This window comes from Myxococcota bacterium (assembly GCA_035498015.1).
In the GTDB taxonomy this organism is placed as follows: Bacteria; Myxococcota_A; UBA9160; order SZUA-336; family SZUA-336; genus VGRW01.
The window spans coordinates 1-18,514 of sequence record DATKAO010000228.1 but is presented as its reverse complement, the minus strand read 5'-3'; the positions used below and the strand labels follow the sequence as shown (position 1 = coordinate 18,514).

The window sequence follows — 18,514 nt, the reverse complement described above, 5'->3', positions numbered from 1 at the left end:
ACGATCACGTCGCCACGGTCGTCGATCGGGGCCACGACCAGCGACGCGCCCGTCTGGCCGCACACCATCTGCCAGGGCACCAGGTTCGAGTGGTGCTCGAGCTCGGTGATCAGCACCTCGTCGCCGGGCCGCAGCCGCGGGCGCGCCCAGGCCTGGGACACGAGGTTGATGCCCTCGGTCGTACCGCGCACGAAGATCAGCTCGCGCGCAGAGGCCGCGCCCAGGAACCCGCGCACCGACTCGCGCGCGGCTTCGTAAGCGGCCGTGGCCTCCTCGGACAGCGTGTGCACGCCGCGGTGCACGTTCGAGTGAGTCGTGCGGTAGTAGTTCGAGACCGCGTCGATCACCGCGAGCGGCTTCTGGCTCGAGGCGGCGCTGTCGAGATACACGAGCGGCTTGCCGTGCACGCGGCGCTCGAGGATCGGGAAGTCGCGGGCGATCTTCTCGGCGTCGAGCTTCACGGCGCGCCTCCGAGCCACGCCAGCAGCGTGGCTTCGAGCGAGTCGCGCAGCGCCGGCAGCGGGAGTCGCTCGAGCACCTCGCTCGCGAACGCCCAGGTGAGCAGCGCGCGTGCGCTGGCGGCGTCGAGGCCGCGCGCGCGCAGGTAGAACAGCTGATCCGGATCGAGCTGACCGACGCTCGCGCCGTGACTGCACTTCACGTCGTCGGCGTAGATCTCGAGCTGGGGTTTCGAGTCGACGACCGCGCCGTCGGACAGGAGGAGCGCGCGGTTGGTCTGCGCCGCGTCGATCTTCTGCGCGTGAGGGCGCACGTGCACGCGGCCGTGGAACACGCCGTGCGCGCGACCGTCGAGGATGCCCTTGAACAGCTCGCGGCTGCTGGTGCGCGGCATGGCGTGGTCGATCGTGGTGTGGTGGTCCTGGTGCTGCGCGCCGCGGCCGAGATACAGCCCGTCGAGCGCGAGCTCCGCGCCTTCGCCGGCCAGCAGGCAGTGGATCTGGCTGCGGGACAGGCGCGCGCCGAGCGCGAGCGACGTGAGCTCGAGCCGGCTGCCCGCGGCCTGCCGGCTCGCGAGCGAAGCGACGTGGAACGCCGACTCGGGCAGCTCCTGGAGCTGCACGTAGCGCAGACGTGCGCCGGGCTCGAGCACGAGCTCGGTCGCGGAGTTCGAGACTGACTTCGAGCCGGGCGCGCCGACGAAGTGCTCGATCACGGTCGCGCTCGCGCCCGCCCGCACCACGATGCGCGCCCGCGGGCTCGCGACCCGCGCGCCGGCGCCGAGCCAGCGCAGCAGGTGGAAGGGCAGGGCGTTCTCGCAGCTCGACGACACGTCGATCGACTCACCGCCCGCGGCGAGCGCGGCGTTCAGCAGCGCGAACGGCGCCGTCTTGAGATCGAGGACCTCGCCGAGCGAGTCGACGAGCTCTCCGGCCGTGAGCCGCGCGTCGCCCACGCGCTCCCGCGCGTGCGCGAGCTCGGCGCTCGGGATCTCGCTGGTCTCGGCGCCCTCGAATGCCACGGCTTCCAAGGCAGCCAGCGACGTGAAGCGCCAGTCCTCGTCGCGCGTCGTGGGCAGCCCGCGCTCGGCGAACGCGTCCCAGGCGCGCGGGTCCCGCACCAGCCGCTCGAACGCGCGCTCGGCGGGGACGCCCCTCACCGCGCTTCCGCCTCGACCCAGGCGTAGCCGCGCTTCTCGAGCTCGAGCGCCAGCCCTCGGTCGCCCGACTTCGCGATCCGGCCGCCGATCAGCACGTGCGTGCGGTCCGGCACGAGATACTCGAGCAGGCGCTGGTAGTGAGTGATCGCCAGCACCGCGCGCTCGGGCGAGCGCAGCCGGTTCACGCCGTCCGCCACGATGCGCAGCGCGTCGATGTCGAGCCCGGAGTCGGTTTCGTCGAGCACCGCGAGCGTGGGCTCGAGCAGCGACATCTGCAGGATCTCGTTGCGTTTCTTCTCGCCGCCCGAGAAGCCCTCGTTCACCGAGCGGCCGAGGAAGGCCTCGTCCATCTCGAGCGCCTTGGCCTTCTGCTTGACCAGCGTGAGGAAGTCGATCGCGTCGAGCGGCGGCAGGCCGCGCGCGGCGCGCTGCGCGTTCAGCGTGGCCTTCATGAAGTAGGAGTTGCCCACGCCCGGGATCTCGACCGGATACTGGAACGCCAGGAACACGCCGGCGCGCGCGCGCTCCTCGGGCGCGAGCGCGAGCAGGTCCTTGCCCTGGAAGCGCACGGCGCCGCGAGTCACTTCGTAGCCCTCGCGCCCGGCGAGCACGTTGGCGAGCGTGCTCTTGCCCGAGCCGTTGGGGCCCATGACCGCGTGCACTTCGCCGGCGCGCAGCACCAGGTCGACGCCCTTCAGGATCGGCTTCTCGTCGACGCGGACGTGCAGGTCTTCGATCTCGAGCAACGCGTCGCCCATCAGCCGACCGCCCCTTCCAGAGTGACTCCCAGGAGCTTCTGCGCTTCGACCGCGAACTCCATCGGCAGCTCGCGGAACACCTCCTTGCAGAAGCCGTTCACGATCAGGTTCACCGCGTCTTCGTTCGAGAGCCCGCGCTGGCGGCAATAGAACAGCTGGTCGTCGGAGATCTTCGAAGTCGTGGCCTCGTGCTCGATCTGCGCCGATGCGTTCTTCGCCTCGAGGTACGGGAACGTGTGCGCGCCGCAGCGGTCGCCGATCAGGAGCGAGTCGCACTGCGAGTGATTGCGCGCGCCCGACGCCTTCTGGTGGATCTCGACCAGGCCGCGGTAGGTCTGCTGGCCGCGGCCGGCGGCGATGCCCTTCGAGACGATCGTGCTCCTGGTGTTGCGGCCGATGTGGATCATCTTCGTGCCGGTGTCGGCCTGCTGGAAGTGATTCGTGACCGCGACCGAGTAGAACTCACCGACCGAGTCGTTGCCCTGCAGGATGCAGCTCGGGTACTTCCAGGTGATGGCCGAGCCGGTCTCGACCTGGGTCCAGGAGATCTTCGAGCGCGCTCCGCGGCACGCGCCGCGCTTGGTCACGAAGTTGTAGATGCCGCCGCGGCCCTCCTTGTCGCCCGGGTACCAGTTCTGGACGGTGGAGTACTTGATCGTGGCGTCGTCGAGCGCCACGAGCTCCACCACCGCCGCGTGCAGCTGGTTCTCGTCGCGCATGGGCGCGGTGCAGCCCTCGAGATACGACACGTAGGCGCCCTCGTCGGCCACGATCAGCGTACGCTCGAACTGACCCGTCTTCGCCTCGTTGATGCGGAAGTAGGTCGACAGCTCCATCGGGCAGCGCACGCCCTTGGGCACGTAGACGAACGAGCCGTCGGTGAACACGGCGGAGTTGAGCGTGGCGAAGAAGTTGTCGGAGTAGGGCACCACCGAGCCGAGATACTTCTGCACCAGGTCGGGGTGACTCTGCACCGCGTCGGAGAACGAGCAGAACACGATGCCGAGCTCGCCGAGCTTGGCCTTGAAGGTGGTGGCCACCGAGACCGAATCGAACACCGCGTCGACGGCCACGCCCGCGAGCAGCTTCTGCTCCGACAGCGGGATGCCGAGCTTCTCGAAGGTCTTGCGGATTTCCGGGTCGACCTCGTCCATGCTGGCCAGCTTCTTGGCCTGCTTGGGCGCCGAGTAGTAGCTGATCGCCTGGTAGTCGATCGCGGGGAAGCTGACCTTCGCCCAGCGCGCGTCCTCCTCGCGCATCTCACGCCAGCGCCGGAAGGCCTTCCGCCGCCACTCGAGCAGCCACTCGGGCTCGCCCTTCTTGGAAGAGATCAGCGCGATCACGCTCTCGTCGAGCCCGGGTGGAACGGTGTCGGACTCGACCGCGGTCGTGAAGCCGGCCTGATACTCGCGCTCGGTGAGCGCCGTGATCTCGTTGGGGGCGCTCACGAGCCACTCTCCAGCGGGGCGGTGTCGATGCGCGTGATCAAGGCGCGCGGCTCGACGCGCGCCAGGTCGGCGATCGTGACTCGCTCGAGCACGCCGCGCACGGCGCCCTCGACCGCGCTCCACAGGCCGCGGATCGAGCAGCCGGTGGTGTGCACGCAGTCGTGTCTCTGGCCGGGGTGTGAGTCGCAGAACTCGCGCGGGAAGAGCGACCCGCCGAGCACCTGCACGACCTCCCAGGCGGTGATCTCGTGGGCGGGCCGCGACAGGCGGTAGCCGCCGCTCGCGCCGCGCGTGGAGACCACGAGCTCCGCCTGGCGCAGCGCGCGCATCAGCTTGGCGGCGTAGTCGGGGGACAGCCCCTCGCTCGCCGCGATCTCGGGGATCGTGAGCGGGTCGGGGCCCGCGTGCCGCGCCACCTGCAGAAGGCAGCGCAGACCGTATTCCTCTTGCGCCAGGAGCTGCATGGCCGAGCGCACGGTAGGATACTGTACGGCGAAGTCAAGATTCGTCCGCCCGGCGCGGGCCGGCCCTCTAAACCTGCGTAGGGGCGGTAGAATCCGCCCACTTTGGACGCGCGTCTGCTCCCATACAGAGATCTCCGGCCGCGCATTGCGCCCGACGCCTTCCTGGCGCCCGGGGCGGTGCTGGTGGGGGATGTCGAGGTCGGGGCGCAGGCCAGCGTGTGGTTCGGCTGCGTGCTGCGCGGCGACGTGTGCCACGTGCGCCTCGGGGCGCGCACGAACTTCCAGGACGGCTCGATCATCCACGTGTCGCGCGCCGGGCTGGCGACACTGATCGGTGTAGAAGTGACGGTCGGCCACGGCTGCATCGTGCACGCCTGCACGCTCGAGGACCGCTCGTTCGTGGGCATGGGCTCGGTGATCCTGGACGGGGCGCGCATCGAGTCCGAGGGCATGCTCGGCGCGGGCTCGCTCTTGCCGTCCGACAAGCGCATCGGCGCGCGCGAGCTGTGGCTCGGCCGGCCGGCGCGGCTCGTGCGCCGGCTGCGCGACGACGAGCTCGAGGCCAACGCCGAGCGCAACCGCCACTACGTCGAGCTGGCCGCCGAGTATCTGGCGGCGTACGGCCGCGGCGGGCCGTGATCTCGATCCTGTTGCTCGGGCTCGCTGCGGGCGTGAGTCACGTGGTCACCGGGCCGGACCACGTAGCGGCACTCGCGCCGTTCTCGGTCGAGGCGCAGCGCCGCGCCTGGGCCGTGGGTCTGCGCTGGGGCGCGGGACACGCCGCGGGCATCGTGGCCGTGGCGCTGCTCGCCGTGCTGGCCGCGGACCGGCTCGACCTGCGCGCGCTCTCGGCTGCGGGCGACTATCTCGTCGGGGCCGTGCTGGTCGCGGTCGGTGTCTGGGGGCTCGTGCATTCGCGCTCCGCGGCGCACGCGTTCGCAGCCGAGTCCGAGCTCCACCGCCACGTGCACGCCACGGCGGCGCTCTCGATCGGCACCCTGCACGGCCTGGTCGGAACCGGGGCCACGCTCGCGGTGCTGCCCGCGGTGGGCATGCGCACCGCCGGCGAGTCAGCCGCCTATCTCGCCGGGTTCGCGGCCGGCACGGTGATCTCCATGAGCGGCATCGCGTGGCTCTTGGGCGTGCTCGCCCCGCGCGACGAGCGCGGCGCCGCGTACCGCCACGTGTTCCGCATCGCCTCGGGCCTGACCGCGGCGCTGGGCGTGGTCTGGCTGGGCCTGGCGCTCGCCGGAGTGGACGTGCACGGCGGCTAGCGCGTGGGTAGGGTGCCCACGCGCTCCACGGGCGCCCTGCGCTCGGAGTACACTCGCCGCTTGGAGGGAGTGCCGTGAACCTGCGCTATGGCGTGCTCGGAGCGCTCGCGCTCCTGCTCCTGTTCGGCACGCTCGGCTGTTACTACGTGATCGATCCGGGCGAGCGCGGGGTGAAGGTGACCCTGGGCAAGATGTCCGAGCAATTCCTGTCGCCCGGCCCCGGCCTGAAGGCGCCCTTCATCACCGAGATCCAGCGCGTGAACGTCCAGCAGGACACACGCGAGGTGTCGGCGGAGTGCTTCTCGTCGGATCTGCAGCAGATCAACATCCAGCTGAAGGTGCTCTACCGCATTCCGGAGGCGTCGATCATCTCCGTGCTGCGCGACTACGCCGGTACGCCCTTCGAGAAGCTGATCCTGCCGCGCGTGCAGGAGGCGGTGAAGGAAGTCACCGCGATGAAGAGCGCCGCGGACATCGTGAAGACGCGCGAGCAGATCAAGGTCGCCGCGCTCGAGTCGTCGCGCACGAAGATCGGCCCCTTGCTCGTGGTCGAGGATCTCGTGATCGAGGACGTGAAGCTCTCGCGCGAGCTCGAGCAGGCCATCGAGGCCAAGATGGTGCAGCAGCAGGAGGCCGAGAAGGCGATCTTCAAGATGCAGCAGGCGAAGACCGACGCCGAGACTCTGATCATCAAGGCGAAGGCCGACGCGGAATCGATCCGCATTCAGGGCGAGGCGCTCGAGAAGGCGCCGAAGCTCGTCGAGCTGAAGATGGTCGAGAAGTGGAACGGCGTCGCGCCGCAGGTGGTGGGCGGCGGGCAGGGTGCGAACATCCTGCTGCCGCTGGGCAAGGGACCGTAGGAGGAGTGAGTCATGGCGAGCAACGAGCTCGGGATCCTGGTTCAGATGCTGCGCGCCCGGCCGATCCTGCCCGACGTGTCGGTCGAGGAGATGCGCGCGGGCATGGCCTCCATGGTGGGCAGCGCGCAGCTGCCGGACGGCCTGATCCGCGAGCCGCGCAGCGCCAACGGCGTACCGGCGGAGTGGCTGAGCGCGCCGGGCGCGGCCGCCGATCGCGCCGTGCTGTATCTCCACGGCGGCGGCTACGTGCTGGGCTCGATCGACACGCACCGCGAGCTCGCGGCGCGCATCTCGGTGGCCTCGGGCGCGCGCTGTCTGGTGATCGACTACCGGCTCGGTCCCGAGCACCGATTCCCGGCCGCGGTCGACGATGCCGTGGCCGCCTATCGCTTCCTGCTCGACTGCGGCTACGCCCCGGGCAAGCTCGCGATCGCGGGTGACTCGGCCGGCGGCGGGCTCACGGTCGCGACGCTGCTCGCGTTGCGCGACGCGAAGCTGCCGCTGCCCGCGACCGGCGTGTGCATCTCGCCCTGGGTGGACCTGACCGGCACGAGTGAGAGCATGACCACCAAGGCCGAGGTCGATCCCATGGTGCAGCGCGCGCCGCTGCTCGCGCTGGCGAAGCACTACCTGGGCAACGCCGACGCGAAGACGCCGCTCGCCTCGCCGCTGTTCGCCGAGCTGCGCGGACTGCCGCCGCTCTTGATCCAGGTGGGCAGCTCCGAGACGCTGCTCGACGACTCGACTCGGCTCGCCGAGCGCGCGCGCAAGGCCGGGGTCGACGTGGAGCTCGAGGTCTGGCCCGACATGATCCACGTGTGGCACGCCTTCGCGGCGCTCCTGCCCGAAGGCCGCGAGGGCATCGAGCGCATCGGCCAGCACCTGCGCAAGCGCCTCGCCTGAGCGGGTCACTCGTGCGGGCGAGGCTCGTGCTCGGCGTGCTGGCCCTGGCCTGCGCGGTGCCCTCGGGTGAGTCGGGCAACTGGCAGTCGCGGCTCGGCCTCGACGACCCGCGCGTGGGCAAGATCTACGACACGGCCGCGCACGCGTTCGTCGAGCGCGAGGTGCTGTTCTACCGGGCCAGGACCGCGGACTTCGTGATCCTGGGCGAGAAGCACGACAACCCCGACCACCACCGCCTGCAGGGCACCGTGATCCAGTATCTCGCGCGGGAGGGCGTGCCGCCGTCGGTCGCGTTCGAGATGCTCTCGGAGGACGACCGGCCCAAGCTCGACGCCTGGCGCGCCACGCACCCCGAGGACGTCGAGGCCCTGGGCGACATGCTCGACTGGGCGCACAGCGGCTGGCCGCCCTGGCCGCTGTACCGGCCGGTGTTCCTGGCGGCGATCTCGCGCTCGCTGCGCATCGAGCCCGCCAACCTGTCGCGCGCGCAGCTCGCCGCGCTGCGCGGCAAGGGTCTCGCGGGCCTGCCGCCCGCCGAGCGCGAGCGGCTCGCGCTCGACCCGCCGCTCCCCCAGGCCGAGCGCGACTCACTCGCCGACGACATCCGCGAGGGCCACTGCGGCATGGCCGACCCGCACGCGATCGACGCCATGATCGACATCCAGCGCGTGCGCGACGCGGCGCTAGCCGACGCGCTCCTGCGCGCGGGCGTGCCGGCCGTGCTGATCGCGGGCGCGGGTCACGCGCGCAAGGACCGCGCCGTGCCGCTCTACGTGGCGCGCCGCGCGCCCCAGCGCCGCGTGCTCGCGGTCGCGTTCGTCGAGGTGAGCGAGCGCGCCAGCGCCGACCAGGCCGATCTCGAGCGCCCCTACGACTTCCTCTGGTTCACGCCGCGCGTCGACGACCTCGACCCCTGCGAGCGCTTCAAGAAGGAGCTCGAGAAGATGCACCCGGGCGGGGGCACCTCGCCCTTCTGACCCCTCACCCGCGTCTGGGCTTGTCGCGCGCAACGTGTCTACTTGCATTTTGCCCGAACATGCACCGCGTATGACTCTGCTCGGCAACAATCTCGCTGGCATCCACTTCGCATGCGCTTTCGGCCGGAGGACGAAGCGATGCAAAGGCTCGAGACGACCTTCCCGAAGGATCACCGCGATTCGGTCATGCAGGCGGTGCTCAGAGTCCGCGCGCGCTGTCGCATGACGGCGAGCGACGTCTATTACTCCGATCCGTCGACGGTCCACACCGTCCAGTATCGGGGAACGACTTACCAGCAGCCGTGGCAGATCAGGACCCGGCTCGAGATTCTGGTCGCGGACCGGGACGCGGAAGCCGTTCGCGACGCCTTGGCGCGCTCGCTCGAGCTTGAACTCGGCGTCGAGACGGTGATTGCGAGCTCCTCCGTCGACGACGCGCTTCACCTGCCCTCGGGCCGGCGCGGCGAGAACGCGCTGGAGAGAGGGCTGAGCGGGGTCTTTACCCGGCTTGCGCGAGCGATCTCGAGTAAGTCCTAGCTAACGCCCGGGCTCGTGCCGGATCGAGCGTGCGAGCGCCACACAGTCGGCGTCGCACTCGGGGAACGTGAGCAGGAACGCGGCCTGGTCGCGGCAGTAGCTCTCGACGTTCGGCTTGGGCGGCACGCACGACTCACGCACGGACGCGAGCGTCTTCTGGTACATGCCCGCGCGGTGGGCATCCGGTGCCTCACGTCGCGAGGCGAGCTGCCACAGGACCATGGCCCCCGCGGCGAGCACCAATGCCAGTGCCGCGAGCCAAGCGGGTCGTCGAGCCAGAGGAGGACGCACCGAGTCGGCCATGCGTGGCGCTTCAGCAGGGAGCGTGCCAGCCCCGAGCGCGCAGCAGGAGGCTTCTCGAAGCGCGTTCGGGCAGCGCGCAAGCACGCTGCGAGTCGGCACCGCGATCTGCAGGAGCAGTGGGCGTGAGAGCCCCGGAGGCGCCGCGGGCCGGTCCGGCATCCTGGCACGGCGGATGCTCTAAGGCCCACGGAGGTCTTGATGGCTGACTTCATCTATTGCCTGGTGACCGTCGCGTTCTTCGCGATCTCGATCGCGTACGTGCGCGCCTGTGACCGGATCTGAGGACGGGGCGATGGGGCTCGACTACTGGCTCGGCGGAATTCTCTCGGTGGCACTCACCGTATATCTCGTCTACGTGATGCTCCGCCCCGAGAAGCTGTAGGAAGTTTCGATGACTATGATCGGTTGGATCCAGATTCTCGTGTTCGCGGCGGTGATCTTCGCGCTGACGAAGCCGCTCGGCATCTACATGTACCGGGTCTTCGAAGGCGAGCGCCGCCCGCTGGAGCGCTTCTTCGGCCCGGTCGAACGGGTGCTCTACCGCCTGTGCGGCGTGAACGAGCGCGAGGAGCAGACCTGGGTTGAATACACCATCGCGCTCCTGCTCTTCAGCGTGTTCGGCGTCCTCATCACCTACGCCATCCAGCGTCTGCAGGCGGTGCTGCCGCTGAACCCGCAGGGCCTGGCCGCGGTGGGCCCGGAGCTCTCGTTCAACACGGCCGTCAGCTTCACCACCAACACCAACTGGCAGTCGTACGGCGGCGAGAGCACGATGAGCTACCTGACGCAGATGGCCGGACTTACCTGGCACAACTTCGTGTCGGTGGGCTCCGGGCTCGGCGTCGCGCTCGCCCTCGCGCGCGGCCTGACCCGGCGCGTCCCCGCGGACGGTCCGAAGACGCTCGGAAACTTCTGGGTGGATCTCGTGCGGACGACGCTGTACGTGCTGCTCCCGCTGGCCGTGATCACGGGGCTCGCATTGGCTGCAGGCGGCGTGATCCAGAACCTGTCGCCCTATCTCGAGGTGACCACGCTCGAGGGCGTGAAGCAGATACTGGCGCTCGGTCCCGCCGCGGGACAGATCGCGATCAAGCAGCTCGGCACCAACGGCGGCGGCTTCTTCAACGTCAACTCGGCGCACCCGTTCGAGAACGCCACCGCGATCACCAACTTCATCGAGTGTGTCGCGATCCTCATGCTGCCGGCCGCGCAGACCTACACCTACGGGCTGATGGCGCGCAGCACCAAGCAGGGCTGGGCGCTGTTCGCGGCGATGTCGATCATGTTCTTCATGGGCATCGGAGTGTGCTACTGGGCGGAAGCTCGCCCGAATCCGATCGTGGCCTCGGTGGGCGCGACCCAGCCGATCGGCAACATGGAGGGCAAGGAGACGCGCTTCGGCGTCGCGAGCTCGACCTTGTGGGCGGTCGCCACGACCGACGCCTCGAACGGCTCGGTCAACTCCATGCACGACAGCTACACGCCGCTGGGCGGCTTGGTGCCGTTGGTCAACATCGAGCTCGGCGAGGTCGTATTCGGCGGCGTCGGCGCCGGCCTCTACGGGATCTTGGTGATGGTGGTGCTGTCGGTCTTCATCGCCGGGCTCATGGTTGGCAGGACCCCCGAGTATCTCGGGAAGAAGATCGAGGCGCGCGAGATGAAGCTCGCGATGCTCTACGTGCTGATCTTCCCGCTGCTCATCCTGGGCTTCGCCGCCTGGGCGGCGATCGCCCCCTACGGGGTTTCGTCGCTCAACAATTCGGGACCCCATGGGCTCAGCGAGATGCTCTATGCGTTCTCGAGCGCGGCAGGAAACAACGGCTCCGCGTTCGCGGGCCTCAACGCCAACACGCCCTGGTGGAACGTCGCGATGGGCATCGTCATGCTCTCGGGCCGCTTCCTCATGATCGTGCCCGCGCTGGCGATCGGCGGCTCGATGCTGGGCAAGAAGATCGTGCCCGCCGGCCTGGGGACCTTCCCGACCCACACGCCGCTCTTCACGGGGTTGCTCGTGGGCGTGGTCCTGATCGTGGGCGCACTGACCTTCTTCCCCGCGCTCTGTCTCGGTCCGGTGGTCGAGGAGTTCCTCGCCTCCGCTGGAAAGGTGTACTGATGACCACGTCACGCGCGAAAGCGCCCTCCATCTTCGACCGCGAGCTGCTCTTGCCTGCCCTCGCCTCGAGCTTCAGCAAGCTCTCGCCGCGGCTCGTCGCGAAGAATCCGGTGATGTTCGTCGTGGAGGTCGGCAGCGTCCTCACCACGGCGGTGCTGCTGCGCGACCTGTTCGGCGGCTCCTCGGGAGTTCCGATCTGGTTCACCGCGAACGTGACCGTCTGGCTCTGGTTCACGGTCGTGTTCGCCAACTTCGCGGAGGCCGTCGCCGAGGGACGCGGCAAGGCGCAGGCGAACTCGCTGCGGCGCATGCGCCGCGAGACGACCGCGAAGCGGGTCATGAACGGCGACCTGACCCAGGACGTCCCGGCGTCGAGCCTGAAGAAGGGCGACGTCGTCATCGTCGAGGGGGGGCAGATGATCCCCGCCGACGGAGAGATCGTCGAGGGCATCGCCTCGGTCGACGAGTCGGCGATCACCGGCGAGTCTGCCCCGGTGATCCGTGAGAGCGGCGGCGACCGGTCCTCGGTGACCGGCGGCACGAAGGTGCTGTCGGATCGCATCGTCGTGCGGGTCACTGCGGGCGCCGGTGAGTCGTTCCTCGACCGCATGATCGCGCTCGTCGAAGGCGCGGCGCGCCAGAAGACCCCGAACGAGATCGCGCTGCACATCCTGCTCGTCGGCCTCACGCTGATCTTCCTGTTCGCCTGTGTGACGCTGGCACCGCTGGCCATCTACTCGGGAGTCACCCTTTCGGCGACAGCGCTCGTGGCGCTGCTCGTCTGCCTCATCCCCACCACGATCGGCGGCCTTCTGTCGGCCATCGGCATCTCGGGCATGGACCGCCTGCTTCGCAAAAACGTCCTTGCGATGAGCGGCCGGGCGATTGAAGCGGCCGGCGACGTCGACACTCTGTTGCTCGACAAGACCGGAACCATCACTCTCGGCAACCGCATGGCCACCGAGTTCCTGCCGCTGGCGGGGATCGAGGCCACGGAACTCGCCGAGGCGGCCCAGCTCTCGAGCCTGGCCGATGAGACGCCGGAAGGTCGCTCGATCGTGGTACTGGCCAAAGAACGCTACGGCATGCGCGGCCGTGACGTCCAGGAGCTTGGCGCGCACTTCATCGGCTTCAGCGCTCAGACGCGGATGAGCGGCTGTGACTTCCAGGGGCGCTCGATCCGCAAGGGTGCGGTCGACGCCGTGAAGAGCTTCGTCAAATCGCTCGGCGGCGCCGTGCCGGCGCAGCTCGACGAGATCGCGGCGCGCATCGGCGACGCGGGCGCTACGCCGCTCGCGGTCTGCGACGGGAAGCGCGTGCTCGGCATCGTGCACCTGAAGGACATCGTGAAGGGCGGGATCCGCGAGCGCTTCGCGCGCTTCCGCGCCATGGGCATCCGCACCGTGATGATCACGGGCGACAACCCGCGCACCGCCGCTGCGATCGCGCGCGAGGCCGGGGTGGACGACTTTCTCGCGGAGGCGACGCCGGAGGCGAAGCTCCAGCTCATCCGCGACGAGCAGGCCAAGGGCAAGCTCGTCGCGATGACCGGTGACGGCACCAACGATGCGCCCGCTCTCGCGCAGGCCGATGTCGGCGTGGCCATGAACACCGGCACGCAGGCGGCGAAGGAAGCGGGGAACATGGTGGACCTCGACTCCAACCCCACCAAGCTGCTCGAGATCGTCGAGGTCGGGAAGCAGCTCCTCATGACCCGCGGCTCACTCACGACGTTCTCCATTGCGAACGATGTCGCGAAGTACTTCGCGATCCTGCCCGCGATGTTCGTCGGGGTGTTCCCCGAGATCGCGCCGCTCAACGTGATGCACCTGGCGTCGCCCTACAGCGCGGTGCTCTCGGCCGTGATCTTCAATGCGCTCATCATCATCGCGCTCATCCCGCTGTCGCTACGGGGTGTCCGGTATCGGCCAATCGGCGCGGCGGCGCTGCTCCGCGGGTCACTGCTTGTGTACGGCTTGGGGGGTGTCATTGCGCCGTTCCTCGGGATCAAAGCCATCGACCTCGTCCTCGAGTCGATCGGCCTCGTGTAGGTGACCGCCATGATGCAGATGACTTTCGTTGCCCTGCGAACCGCGATCGTGACCCTGGTGCTGACCGGCCTGGCCTATCCGCTGGCGATGACCGGGCTGGCACAGGTCCTGTTCCCCTATCGCGCGAACGGCAGCGTAGTGACTGACGAGAAGGGAAACCCAGTCGGCTCCGAGCTGATCGGCCAGGCGTTCGCGAACCCCGCCTACTTCCAGCCGCGGCCTTCCGCTGCGGGAACCAACGGCTACGACGCGAGCTCCTCCTCGGGCTCGAACTACGGGGTGACCGCGGCCAAGCTGAAGGAGCGCGTGGAGGCCGACGCGGCGCGTCTCCGCACCGAGAACCCCGATGCCCCAGGCCCGATCCCCGGCGATCTACTGACCGCCTCTGGCAGCGGGCTCGATCCACACATCTCGCCCGAGGCCGCAGTCTGGCAGGTGCCGCGAGTGGCGAAGGCGCGTCACGTCGATGCCGCGCGCATCGCGGGCGTGCTCGAATCGCAGGTCGAGGGCCGCGATCTAGGTCTGCTCGGGGAGCCGCGGGTCAACGTCCTGCTTTTGAACTTGGCCCTGGACCGCCAATTCGGTAGACCGGAGGCCATGGCGGAAGGCAAGTGAGCGCGCCGCGCCGGCCCGAGGACTTTCTCGAGCTCGTCCAGCGCGCGCGCCGCGGGCGGCTGAAGCTCTACATGGGCTTCGCGGCGGGGGTCGGGAAGACCTACCGCATGCTCGAGGAGGCCCACGCGTTGCGCAAACGCGGCGTGGACGTCGTGATCGGCTTCGTCGAGACACACGGGCGCGCGGACACCGCGGCGCTGCTGTCGGGCCTGGAGGAGGTGCCGCGGCGGCGCGTGGAGTACCGCGGCGTGGGCGTCGAGGAGATGGACGTCGACGCGGTGATCGCGCGCCGGCCGGCCGTGGCGATCGTGGACGAGCTGGCGCACACCAACGCTCCCGGCAGCCGGCGCTCCAAGCGCTACCAGGACGTGCTCGACCTGCTCGAGGCGGGCATCAACGTGATCGGCGCTGTGAACATCCAGCACCTCGAGAGTCTCAACGACGTGGTCGAGCGAGTCACCGGAGTGACCGTGCGCGAGACCATCCCCGACGCGTTCCTGAAGCAGGCCGACCAGGTGGTGAATCTCGACCTCGCGGTCGAGGACCTGATGGAGCGGTTGCGCGCCGGGAAGATCTACGCCGAGGACAAGGTGCCGTGGGCGCTGGAGAACTTCTTCCAGGGGCCCCACTTGGCCGCGCTGCGCGAGCTGGCGCTGCGCGAGGTGGCGGAGAGCCTCGAGCGCGCCGAAGAGGCCAAGCGCTGGAGCAAGGCGGAGCGCGAGACCACCACCGGCTCGGGCCGGGTCATGGTGTGCATGTCGTCATACCCGCCGCACGCCACGACGCTCCTGCGCAAGGGCTCGCGCATGGCGGGCCGGCTCAACACCGACTGGTTCGTGGTGTACGTGGAGACTCCGCACGAGTCACCCGAGCGGATCGATGCCGAGGCGCAGCGGCACCTGCTGGCGAACATCGAGCGCGCGCGCGATCTCGGCGCCGAGTTCGTGCGCGTGCGCGCCACCGACCCGGTGACCGCGATCGTCGACTTCGCGCGCTCGCACGGCGTGGGTCACGTGCTGATCGGCCGCTCGCACCAGCCGTGGTGGCGCCAGGTCTTCGGCCGCTCGGTGCCGATGCGCCTGGTGCGCGAGGGCGGCGGGCTCGACGTGCACATCGTGTCCTTCGAGGAGCGGGAGGCGCGCTCGTGAGTCTGCGCGCGAAGCTCGTGCTGGCCCAGGTGCCGTTGCTCGCGGCGCTGATCTTCGTGGGCGCGGTGGGCAGCTTCACCGCGCGCGAGCTCGGCGATGGCGCGCGGGCCATCCTCTCCGACAACTTCCGCAGCGTGCTCGCCTCGCAGCGCATGTCGGAGGAGCTGGCGCGCATCGACAGCGGAGCGCTGTTCAGCGTGGCGGGCGAGCGGCCGCGCGGGCTCAAGCTGGTGTCGGAGGCGCGGCGCGCCTTCGAGGTGGAGCTGCGGGTCCAGGAGGGCAACGTCACCGAGGCCGGCGAGGACGAGGCCACGGCGCGGCTGCGCGCGCAGTGGCAGAGCCTGAGCGAGTCACTGGACGGGTTCGCGTCGCTGGCCGCCAGCGACGCGCGCGCGGCCTACTTCGACGACGTGCTGCCCAAGGTGACAGCCGTGCGCCAGGCCACGGCCGCGGTGCTGGCGCTGAACCAGGACACGATGGTGCGCAAGAGCGACCGCGCCGAGCGCTCGGCGCGCTTCCTGAACGAGCTCCTGCTCGCGGCTTCGGCGCTCGGCTGTCTGGTCGGGGTGCTCGCGTCGGGCATGCTCACCACGCGGCTGCTGCGGCCGCTGGGCGTGCTGAGTCAGGCGGCGCGGCGCCTGGGCGAGGGCGACCCCGAGGCGCGCGCGCGAGTCACCGGCCGCGACGAGCTGGCCCAGGTCGCGGCGGAGTTCAACACCATGGCCGAGCGGCTGCAGCGCTACCGCGAGAGCACGCTCGGCCAGCTGCTCGCCGCCCATCGCTCGTCGCAGGCGGTGATCGACAGTCTCACCGATCCAGTGGTGGTGCTGGGCACGAGCGGCGAGATCCTGCACCTGAACGCGGCGGCGGAGGCCTTGCTCGAGCTGCGCGCGGACACCGGACTCGAGATGGCCGGCGCCGAGCTGCGGGCGGTGCTCGAGCGCCTGCGCGCGCACGTGTTCGCGGGCAACGGCGCGTACCTGCCCAAGGGCCTGGAGGAGGCCGTGCGCGCAGTGACTCCCGCGGGCGAGCGGCGCTTCCTGCCCCGGGCGACGCCGGTCTACTCCGAGCAGGGCGACGTGATCGGAGCTTCGATCGTGCTGCAGGACGTGACTCGCCTGTTGTCCTTCGACGAGCTGCGCAACGACCTGGTGGCCACGGTGGCGCACGAGTTCCGCACGCCGCTGACCTCGCTGCGCATGGCGATCCATCTGTTGAACGAGCGCGCGGCCGGGCCGGTCAGCGACAAGCAGGCCGACCTCCTGTTCGCGGCCCGCGAGGACTGCGAGCGGCTGCAGGCGATCGTCGACGAGCTGCTCGACCTGTCGCGCATCCAGGCGGGCAAGCTCGAGCTGCGCCGCGCCGAGGTCGACGTCGAGTCACTCGCGCGGGGCGCGATCGAGGCGCAGCGCTCGGCGGCGGAGCTCGCGGGCGTCGGGCTGCGCAGCGAGGTGCTGCCGGGGCAGGGGAGCCTCTACGTCGACCCCGAGCGGATCGCGCTCGTGTTCGCGAACCTGCTCGGCAACGCCATCGAGCACAGCCCGCGGCCCGGCGAAGTGGTGCTGCGTGCGCGCGCCGAGGAGCGAGACGTGCGCTTCGAGGTCGCCGACCGGGGCCCGGGCGTGCCGCGCGAGTACCGCCAGGCGATCTTCGAGAAGTACTTCCAGCTGCCGGGCGCGCCGCATCACGGCGGCGCGGGGCTGGGCTTGTTCATCGCGCGCGAGATCGTGCACGCGCACGGCGGCGAGATCGGGGTCGAGGACGAGCCCGGCGGCGGCGCGCTCTTCTGGTTCACGCTGCCGCGCGAAGCGGCTCCCTGACTAGCTGCGCTTCCGCCGTCTCCAGATGGTCGAGGGGTCGATGCCCAGGATGCGCGCCGCCTCTTCCTGGGTGCGCGTGCGCGCGACCACGCGCTCGATGTGCTCGCGCTCGACCGCTTCGAGCGTGAAGTCGCCGCCCAGCTGCGGCGCGGCAGGCGCGCGGGCCGCGGCCCACTCCGGCAGCGCCTCGGGCTCGACGCGCTGCGCGGGCCACAGGATCGCCACGCGCTCCAGCGTGTTGCGCAGCTCGCGCACGTTGCCGGGCCAGGAGTGACTCGCCAGCGCGCGCTCGGTCTCCGGCGCGAGCTCGAGCGCCGGTCGGCGCGCGGCGTGCGCGAAGCGCGCGAGAAACTCGCGCGCCAGCGGCAGCACGTCCTCGGCGCGTTCGCGCAGCGGCGGCACGGTCAGCTCGACCACGTTCAGCCGGTAGAGCAGGTCCTCGCGGAAGCGGCCCGCGCGCACGTCGGTGTCGAGGTCGCGGTTGGTCGCCGCGACCACGCGCACGTCGGCGCGCCGCGTGCGCGGCTCGCCCACGCGCTCGAACTCGTGGTCCTGCACGAAACGCAGCAGCTTCGCCTGCAGTCCGGGCGGCAGCTCCCCGATCTCGTCGAGAAACAGCGTGCCGCCCTCCGCCGCCTCGACCCGGCCCGGCCGGTCCTGAACGGCGCCGGTGTAGGCCCCGCGCACGTGGCCGAACAGCTCGCTCGCCAGGAGCTCCTCGGTCAGCGTAGGACACGCCACCACCACGAACGGACCGGCCCCGCGCGCGCTGTGCTCGTGGATCTCGCGCGCGAGCAGGCTCTTGCCCGTGCCGCTCTCGCCGCGCAAGAGCACCGGCGCGTCGGAGCGGGCGGCGCGGTGCGCCAGGTCGACCAGCGCCCGCATGCGCGACGAATGACTCGCGAGCGGCGCGTCGGCGCCCGTTTCGGACAGCCGTGACTCGAGGTCCGCGACGCGCGACAAGAGCGCGCGCCGCTCGGCGATGCGCTCCACGGCGTGGCGGATCTGCGCCGGCGTGAACGGCTTCTGCAGGTAGTCCTGCGCGCCGCGCCGCAGCGCGAGCACCGCCGTCTCGACGGTGGCGTAGGCGGTGATCACCACGATCGAGAGCTCGGGACTCACCGCGAGCAGCTTCGGGATCAGGTCGATGCCGCTCTCCTCGGCCAGCCGCAGGTCGAGGAAGGCCAGGTCGAAGCGCGAGCGCTCGAGCGCCACCAGCGCCGCCGCGCCCGTCGCCACGGCCTCGACCTCGCAGGCCGCTTCCTCGAGACACAGCGCGAGCGTGGCGCGGATGTTCTTCTCGTCGTCGATCACCAGCACGCGCAGCTTGGCGGGCGAGGCGGTCACGGCGCGGCGCGGATCCGCCGCGCCTCGAGATAGAAGCGCTTCTCCTCCGCGTCTCCGAGCGAGAAGGTCTTGCGCGGCAGCGCGCCCTCGCGCGCCACCGTCGGAAACACGGCCTCGCGCGGGAACACCGGCATGCGGAAGCCGACCCGGTCGGGCGCGCCGGCCAGCCGCTCCAGCGTCTGGTCGCCGTGGATGTAGTCGACGCGCGCGGCCGGATGCGCGGCCAGCCAGCGGTCGAGCGCGGCCTGGAACACGGCCAGCGCGAGCGAGTCGCGCGG

Annotated in this window: 20 protein-coding genes; 12 read left to right on the top strand and 8 right to left on the bottom strand. The window is 70.3% G+C overall.

Going from position 1 to position 18,514, the window contains the following annotated elements:
- From VMR86_20225 to VMR86_20205, 5 genes are all read right to left on the bottom strand, one after another.
- Positions 1-461 (bottom strand): aminotransferase class V-fold PLP-dependent enzyme (locus tag VMR86_20225; GenBank protein ID HTO09391.1); only part of this gene is annotated, 461 nt, incomplete at its 3' end.
- Positions 458-1,618: a Fe-S cluster assembly protein SufD gene (sufD, locus tag VMR86_20220; GenBank protein ID HTO09390.1), complete on the bottom strand. Its 1,161-nt coding sequence runs from the start codon at positions 1,616-1,618 to the stop codon at positions 458-460. The genes sufD and VMR86_20225, both read right to left, overlap by 4 nt.
- Positions 1,615-2,364: a Fe-S cluster assembly ATPase SufC gene (gene sufC / locus VMR86_20215; GenBank protein HTO09389.1), complete on the bottom strand. Its 750-nt coding sequence runs from the start codon at positions 2,362-2,364 to the stop codon at positions 1,615-1,617. Before sufC ends, sufD begins: the two co-directional genes overlap by 4 nt.
- An 11-nt stretch (positions 2,365-2,375) precedes the next feature.
- Positions 2,376-3,824: a Fe-S cluster assembly protein SufB gene (gene sufB / locus VMR86_20210; GenBank protein HTO09388.1), complete on the bottom strand. Its 1,449-nt coding sequence runs from the start codon at positions 3,822-3,824 to the stop codon at positions 2,376-2,378.
- Complete coding sequence (locus VMR86_20205) at positions 3,821-4,300, bottom strand: Rrf2 family transcriptional regulator (GenBank protein HTO09387.1); 480 nt, start codon at positions 4,298-4,300, stop codon at positions 3,821-3,823. Before VMR86_20205 ends, sufB begins: the two co-directional genes overlap by 4 nt.
- 165 nt (positions 4,301-4,465) lie before the next feature.
- On the opposite strand from VMR86_20205, the gene VMR86_20200 reads away from it, so the two are divergent.
- The 6 genes from VMR86_20200 (at position 4,466) to VMR86_20175 (ending at position 8,839) form a co-directional block, all read left to right on the top strand.
- Positions 4,466-4,927 carry a gamma carbonic anhydrase family protein gene (locus VMR86_20200; GenBank protein ID HTO09386.1) on the top strand — a complete coding sequence of 154 codons (462 nt, stop codon included), beginning with the start codon at positions 4,466-4,468 and terminating at the stop codon, positions 4,925-4,927.
- Complete coding sequence (locus VMR86_20195) at positions 4,924-5,562, top strand: hypothetical protein (GenBank protein ID HTO09385.1); 639 nt, start codon at positions 4,924-4,926, stop codon at positions 5,560-5,562. The genes VMR86_20200 and VMR86_20195 overlap by 4 nt, the downstream gene beginning before the upstream one ends.
- 74 nt (positions 5,563-5,636) lie before the next feature.
- Positions 5,637-6,422, top strand: a complete 786-nt coding sequence (locus tag VMR86_20190) for a prohibitin family protein (GenBank protein ID HTO09384.1) — start codon at positions 5,637-5,639, stop codon at positions 6,420-6,422.
- 12 nt (positions 6,423-6,434) lie between these two features.
- Positions 6,435-7,325 (top strand): alpha/beta hydrolase, encoded by an 891-nt coding sequence (locus tag VMR86_20185; GenBank protein HTO09383.1) that lies wholly within the window; start codon positions 6,435-6,437, stop codon positions 7,323-7,325.
- An 11-nt stretch (positions 7,326-7,336) separates the two neighbouring features.
- Positions 7,337-8,302: a ChaN family lipoprotein gene (locus tag VMR86_20180; protein ID HTO09382.1), complete on the top strand. Its 966-nt coding sequence runs from the start codon at positions 7,337-7,339 to the stop codon at positions 8,300-8,302.
- 138 nt (positions 8,303-8,440) lie between these two features.
- Positions 8,441-8,839 (top strand): hypothetical protein, encoded by a 399-nt coding sequence (locus VMR86_20175; protein ID HTO09381.1) that lies wholly within the window; start codon positions 8,441-8,443, stop codon positions 8,837-8,839.
- Here VMR86_20175 and VMR86_20170 read toward each other — a convergent pair whose 3' ends face one another.
- Positions 8,840-9,142, bottom strand: a complete 303-nt coding sequence (locus tag VMR86_20170; protein HTO09380.1) for a hypothetical protein — start codon at positions 9,140-9,142, stop codon at positions 8,840-8,842. It abuts the gene before it with no gap.
- Between the two features lie 292 nt (positions 9,143-9,434).
- Between VMR86_20170 and kdpF the strand changes: the two genes are divergently transcribed.
- The 6 genes from kdpF to VMR86_20140 are packed head-to-tail and all read left to right on the top strand — an operon-like array spanning position 9,435 to position 16,889.
- Positions 9,435-9,524, top strand: a complete 90-nt coding sequence (gene kdpF / locus VMR86_20165) for a K(+)-transporting ATPase subunit F (protein HTO09379.1) — start codon at positions 9,435-9,437, stop codon at positions 9,522-9,524.
- 9 nt (positions 9,525-9,533) lie between these two features.
- The gene (kdpA, locus tag VMR86_20160; GenBank protein ID HTO09378.1) at positions 9,534-11,255 is read left to right on the top strand and encodes a potassium-transporting ATPase subunit KdpA; all 1,722 of its coding nucleotides are present in this window, start codon (positions 9,534-9,536) and stop codon (positions 11,253-11,255) included.
- On the top strand, positions 11,255-13,306 hold the full coding sequence (gene kdpB, locus VMR86_20155) for a potassium-transporting ATPase subunit KdpB (GenBank protein ID HTO09377.1): 2,052 nt from the start codon (positions 11,255-11,257) through the stop codon (positions 13,304-13,306). Before kdpA ends, kdpB begins: the two co-directional genes overlap by 1 nt.
- Before the next feature lie 9 nt (positions 13,307-13,315).
- Positions 13,316-13,921 (top strand): potassium-transporting ATPase subunit KdpC, encoded by a 606-nt coding sequence (gene kdpC, locus VMR86_20150; protein ID HTO09376.1) that lies wholly within the window; start codon positions 13,316-13,318, stop codon positions 13,919-13,921.
- The gene (locus VMR86_20145; protein HTO09375.1) at positions 13,918-15,069 is read left to right on the top strand and encodes a universal stress protein; all 1,152 of its coding nucleotides are present in this window, start codon (positions 13,918-13,920) and stop codon (positions 15,067-15,069) included. The genes kdpC and VMR86_20145 overlap by 4 nt, the downstream gene beginning before the upstream one ends.
- Positions 15,066-16,889 (top strand): ATP-binding protein, encoded by a 1,824-nt coding sequence (locus VMR86_20140; protein HTO09374.1) that lies wholly within the window; start codon positions 15,066-15,068, stop codon positions 16,887-16,889. The genes VMR86_20145 and VMR86_20140 overlap by 4 nt, the downstream gene beginning before the upstream one ends.
- On the opposite strand, the gene VMR86_20135 is transcribed toward VMR86_20140, so the two are convergent.
- Both VMR86_20135 and VMR86_20130 read right to left on the bottom strand, forming a co-directional pair.
- The gene (locus VMR86_20135) at positions 16,890-18,236 is read right to left on the bottom strand and encodes a sigma-54 dependent transcriptional regulator (protein HTO09373.1); all 1,347 of its coding nucleotides are present in this window, start codon (positions 18,234-18,236) and stop codon (positions 16,890-16,892) included.
- The coding region (locus VMR86_20130; GenBank protein ID HTO09372.1) for a DUF1015 domain-containing protein at positions 18,233-18,514 on the bottom strand (282 nt) is incomplete at its 5' end. The genes VMR86_20130 and VMR86_20135, both read right to left, overlap by 4 nt.

What these genes read in the sequence shown, in the direction of transcription:
- VMR86_20185 (HTO09383.1), top strand. Translation starts at nt 6,435, where the DNA reads ATGGCGAGCAACGAGCTCGGGATCCTGGTTCAGATGCTGCGCGCCCGG.
- VMR86_20175 (HTO09381.1), top strand. Translation starts at nt 8,441, where the DNA reads ATGCAAAGGCTCGAGACGACCTTCCCGAAGGATCACCGCGATTCGGTC.
- VMR86_20170 (HTO09380.1), bottom strand. Translation starts at nt 9,142, where the DNA reads ATGGCCGACTCGGTGCGTCCTCCTCTGGCTCGACGACCCGCTTGGCTC.
- kdpF (HTO09379.1), top strand. Translation starts at nt 9,435, where the DNA reads ATGGGGCTCGACTACTGGCTCGGCGGAATTCTCTCGGTGGCACTCACC.
- kdpA (HTO09378.1), top strand. Translation starts at nt 9,534, where the DNA reads ATGACTATGATCGGTTGGATCCAGATTCTCGTGTTCGCGGCGGTGATC.
- kdpB (HTO09377.1), top strand. Translation starts at nt 11,255, where the DNA reads ATGACCACGTCACGCGCGAAAGCGCCCTCCATCTTCGACCGCGAGCTG.
- kdpC (HTO09376.1), top strand. Translation starts at nt 13,316, where the DNA reads ATGATGCAGATGACTTTCGTTGCCCTGCGAACCGCGATCGTGACCCTG.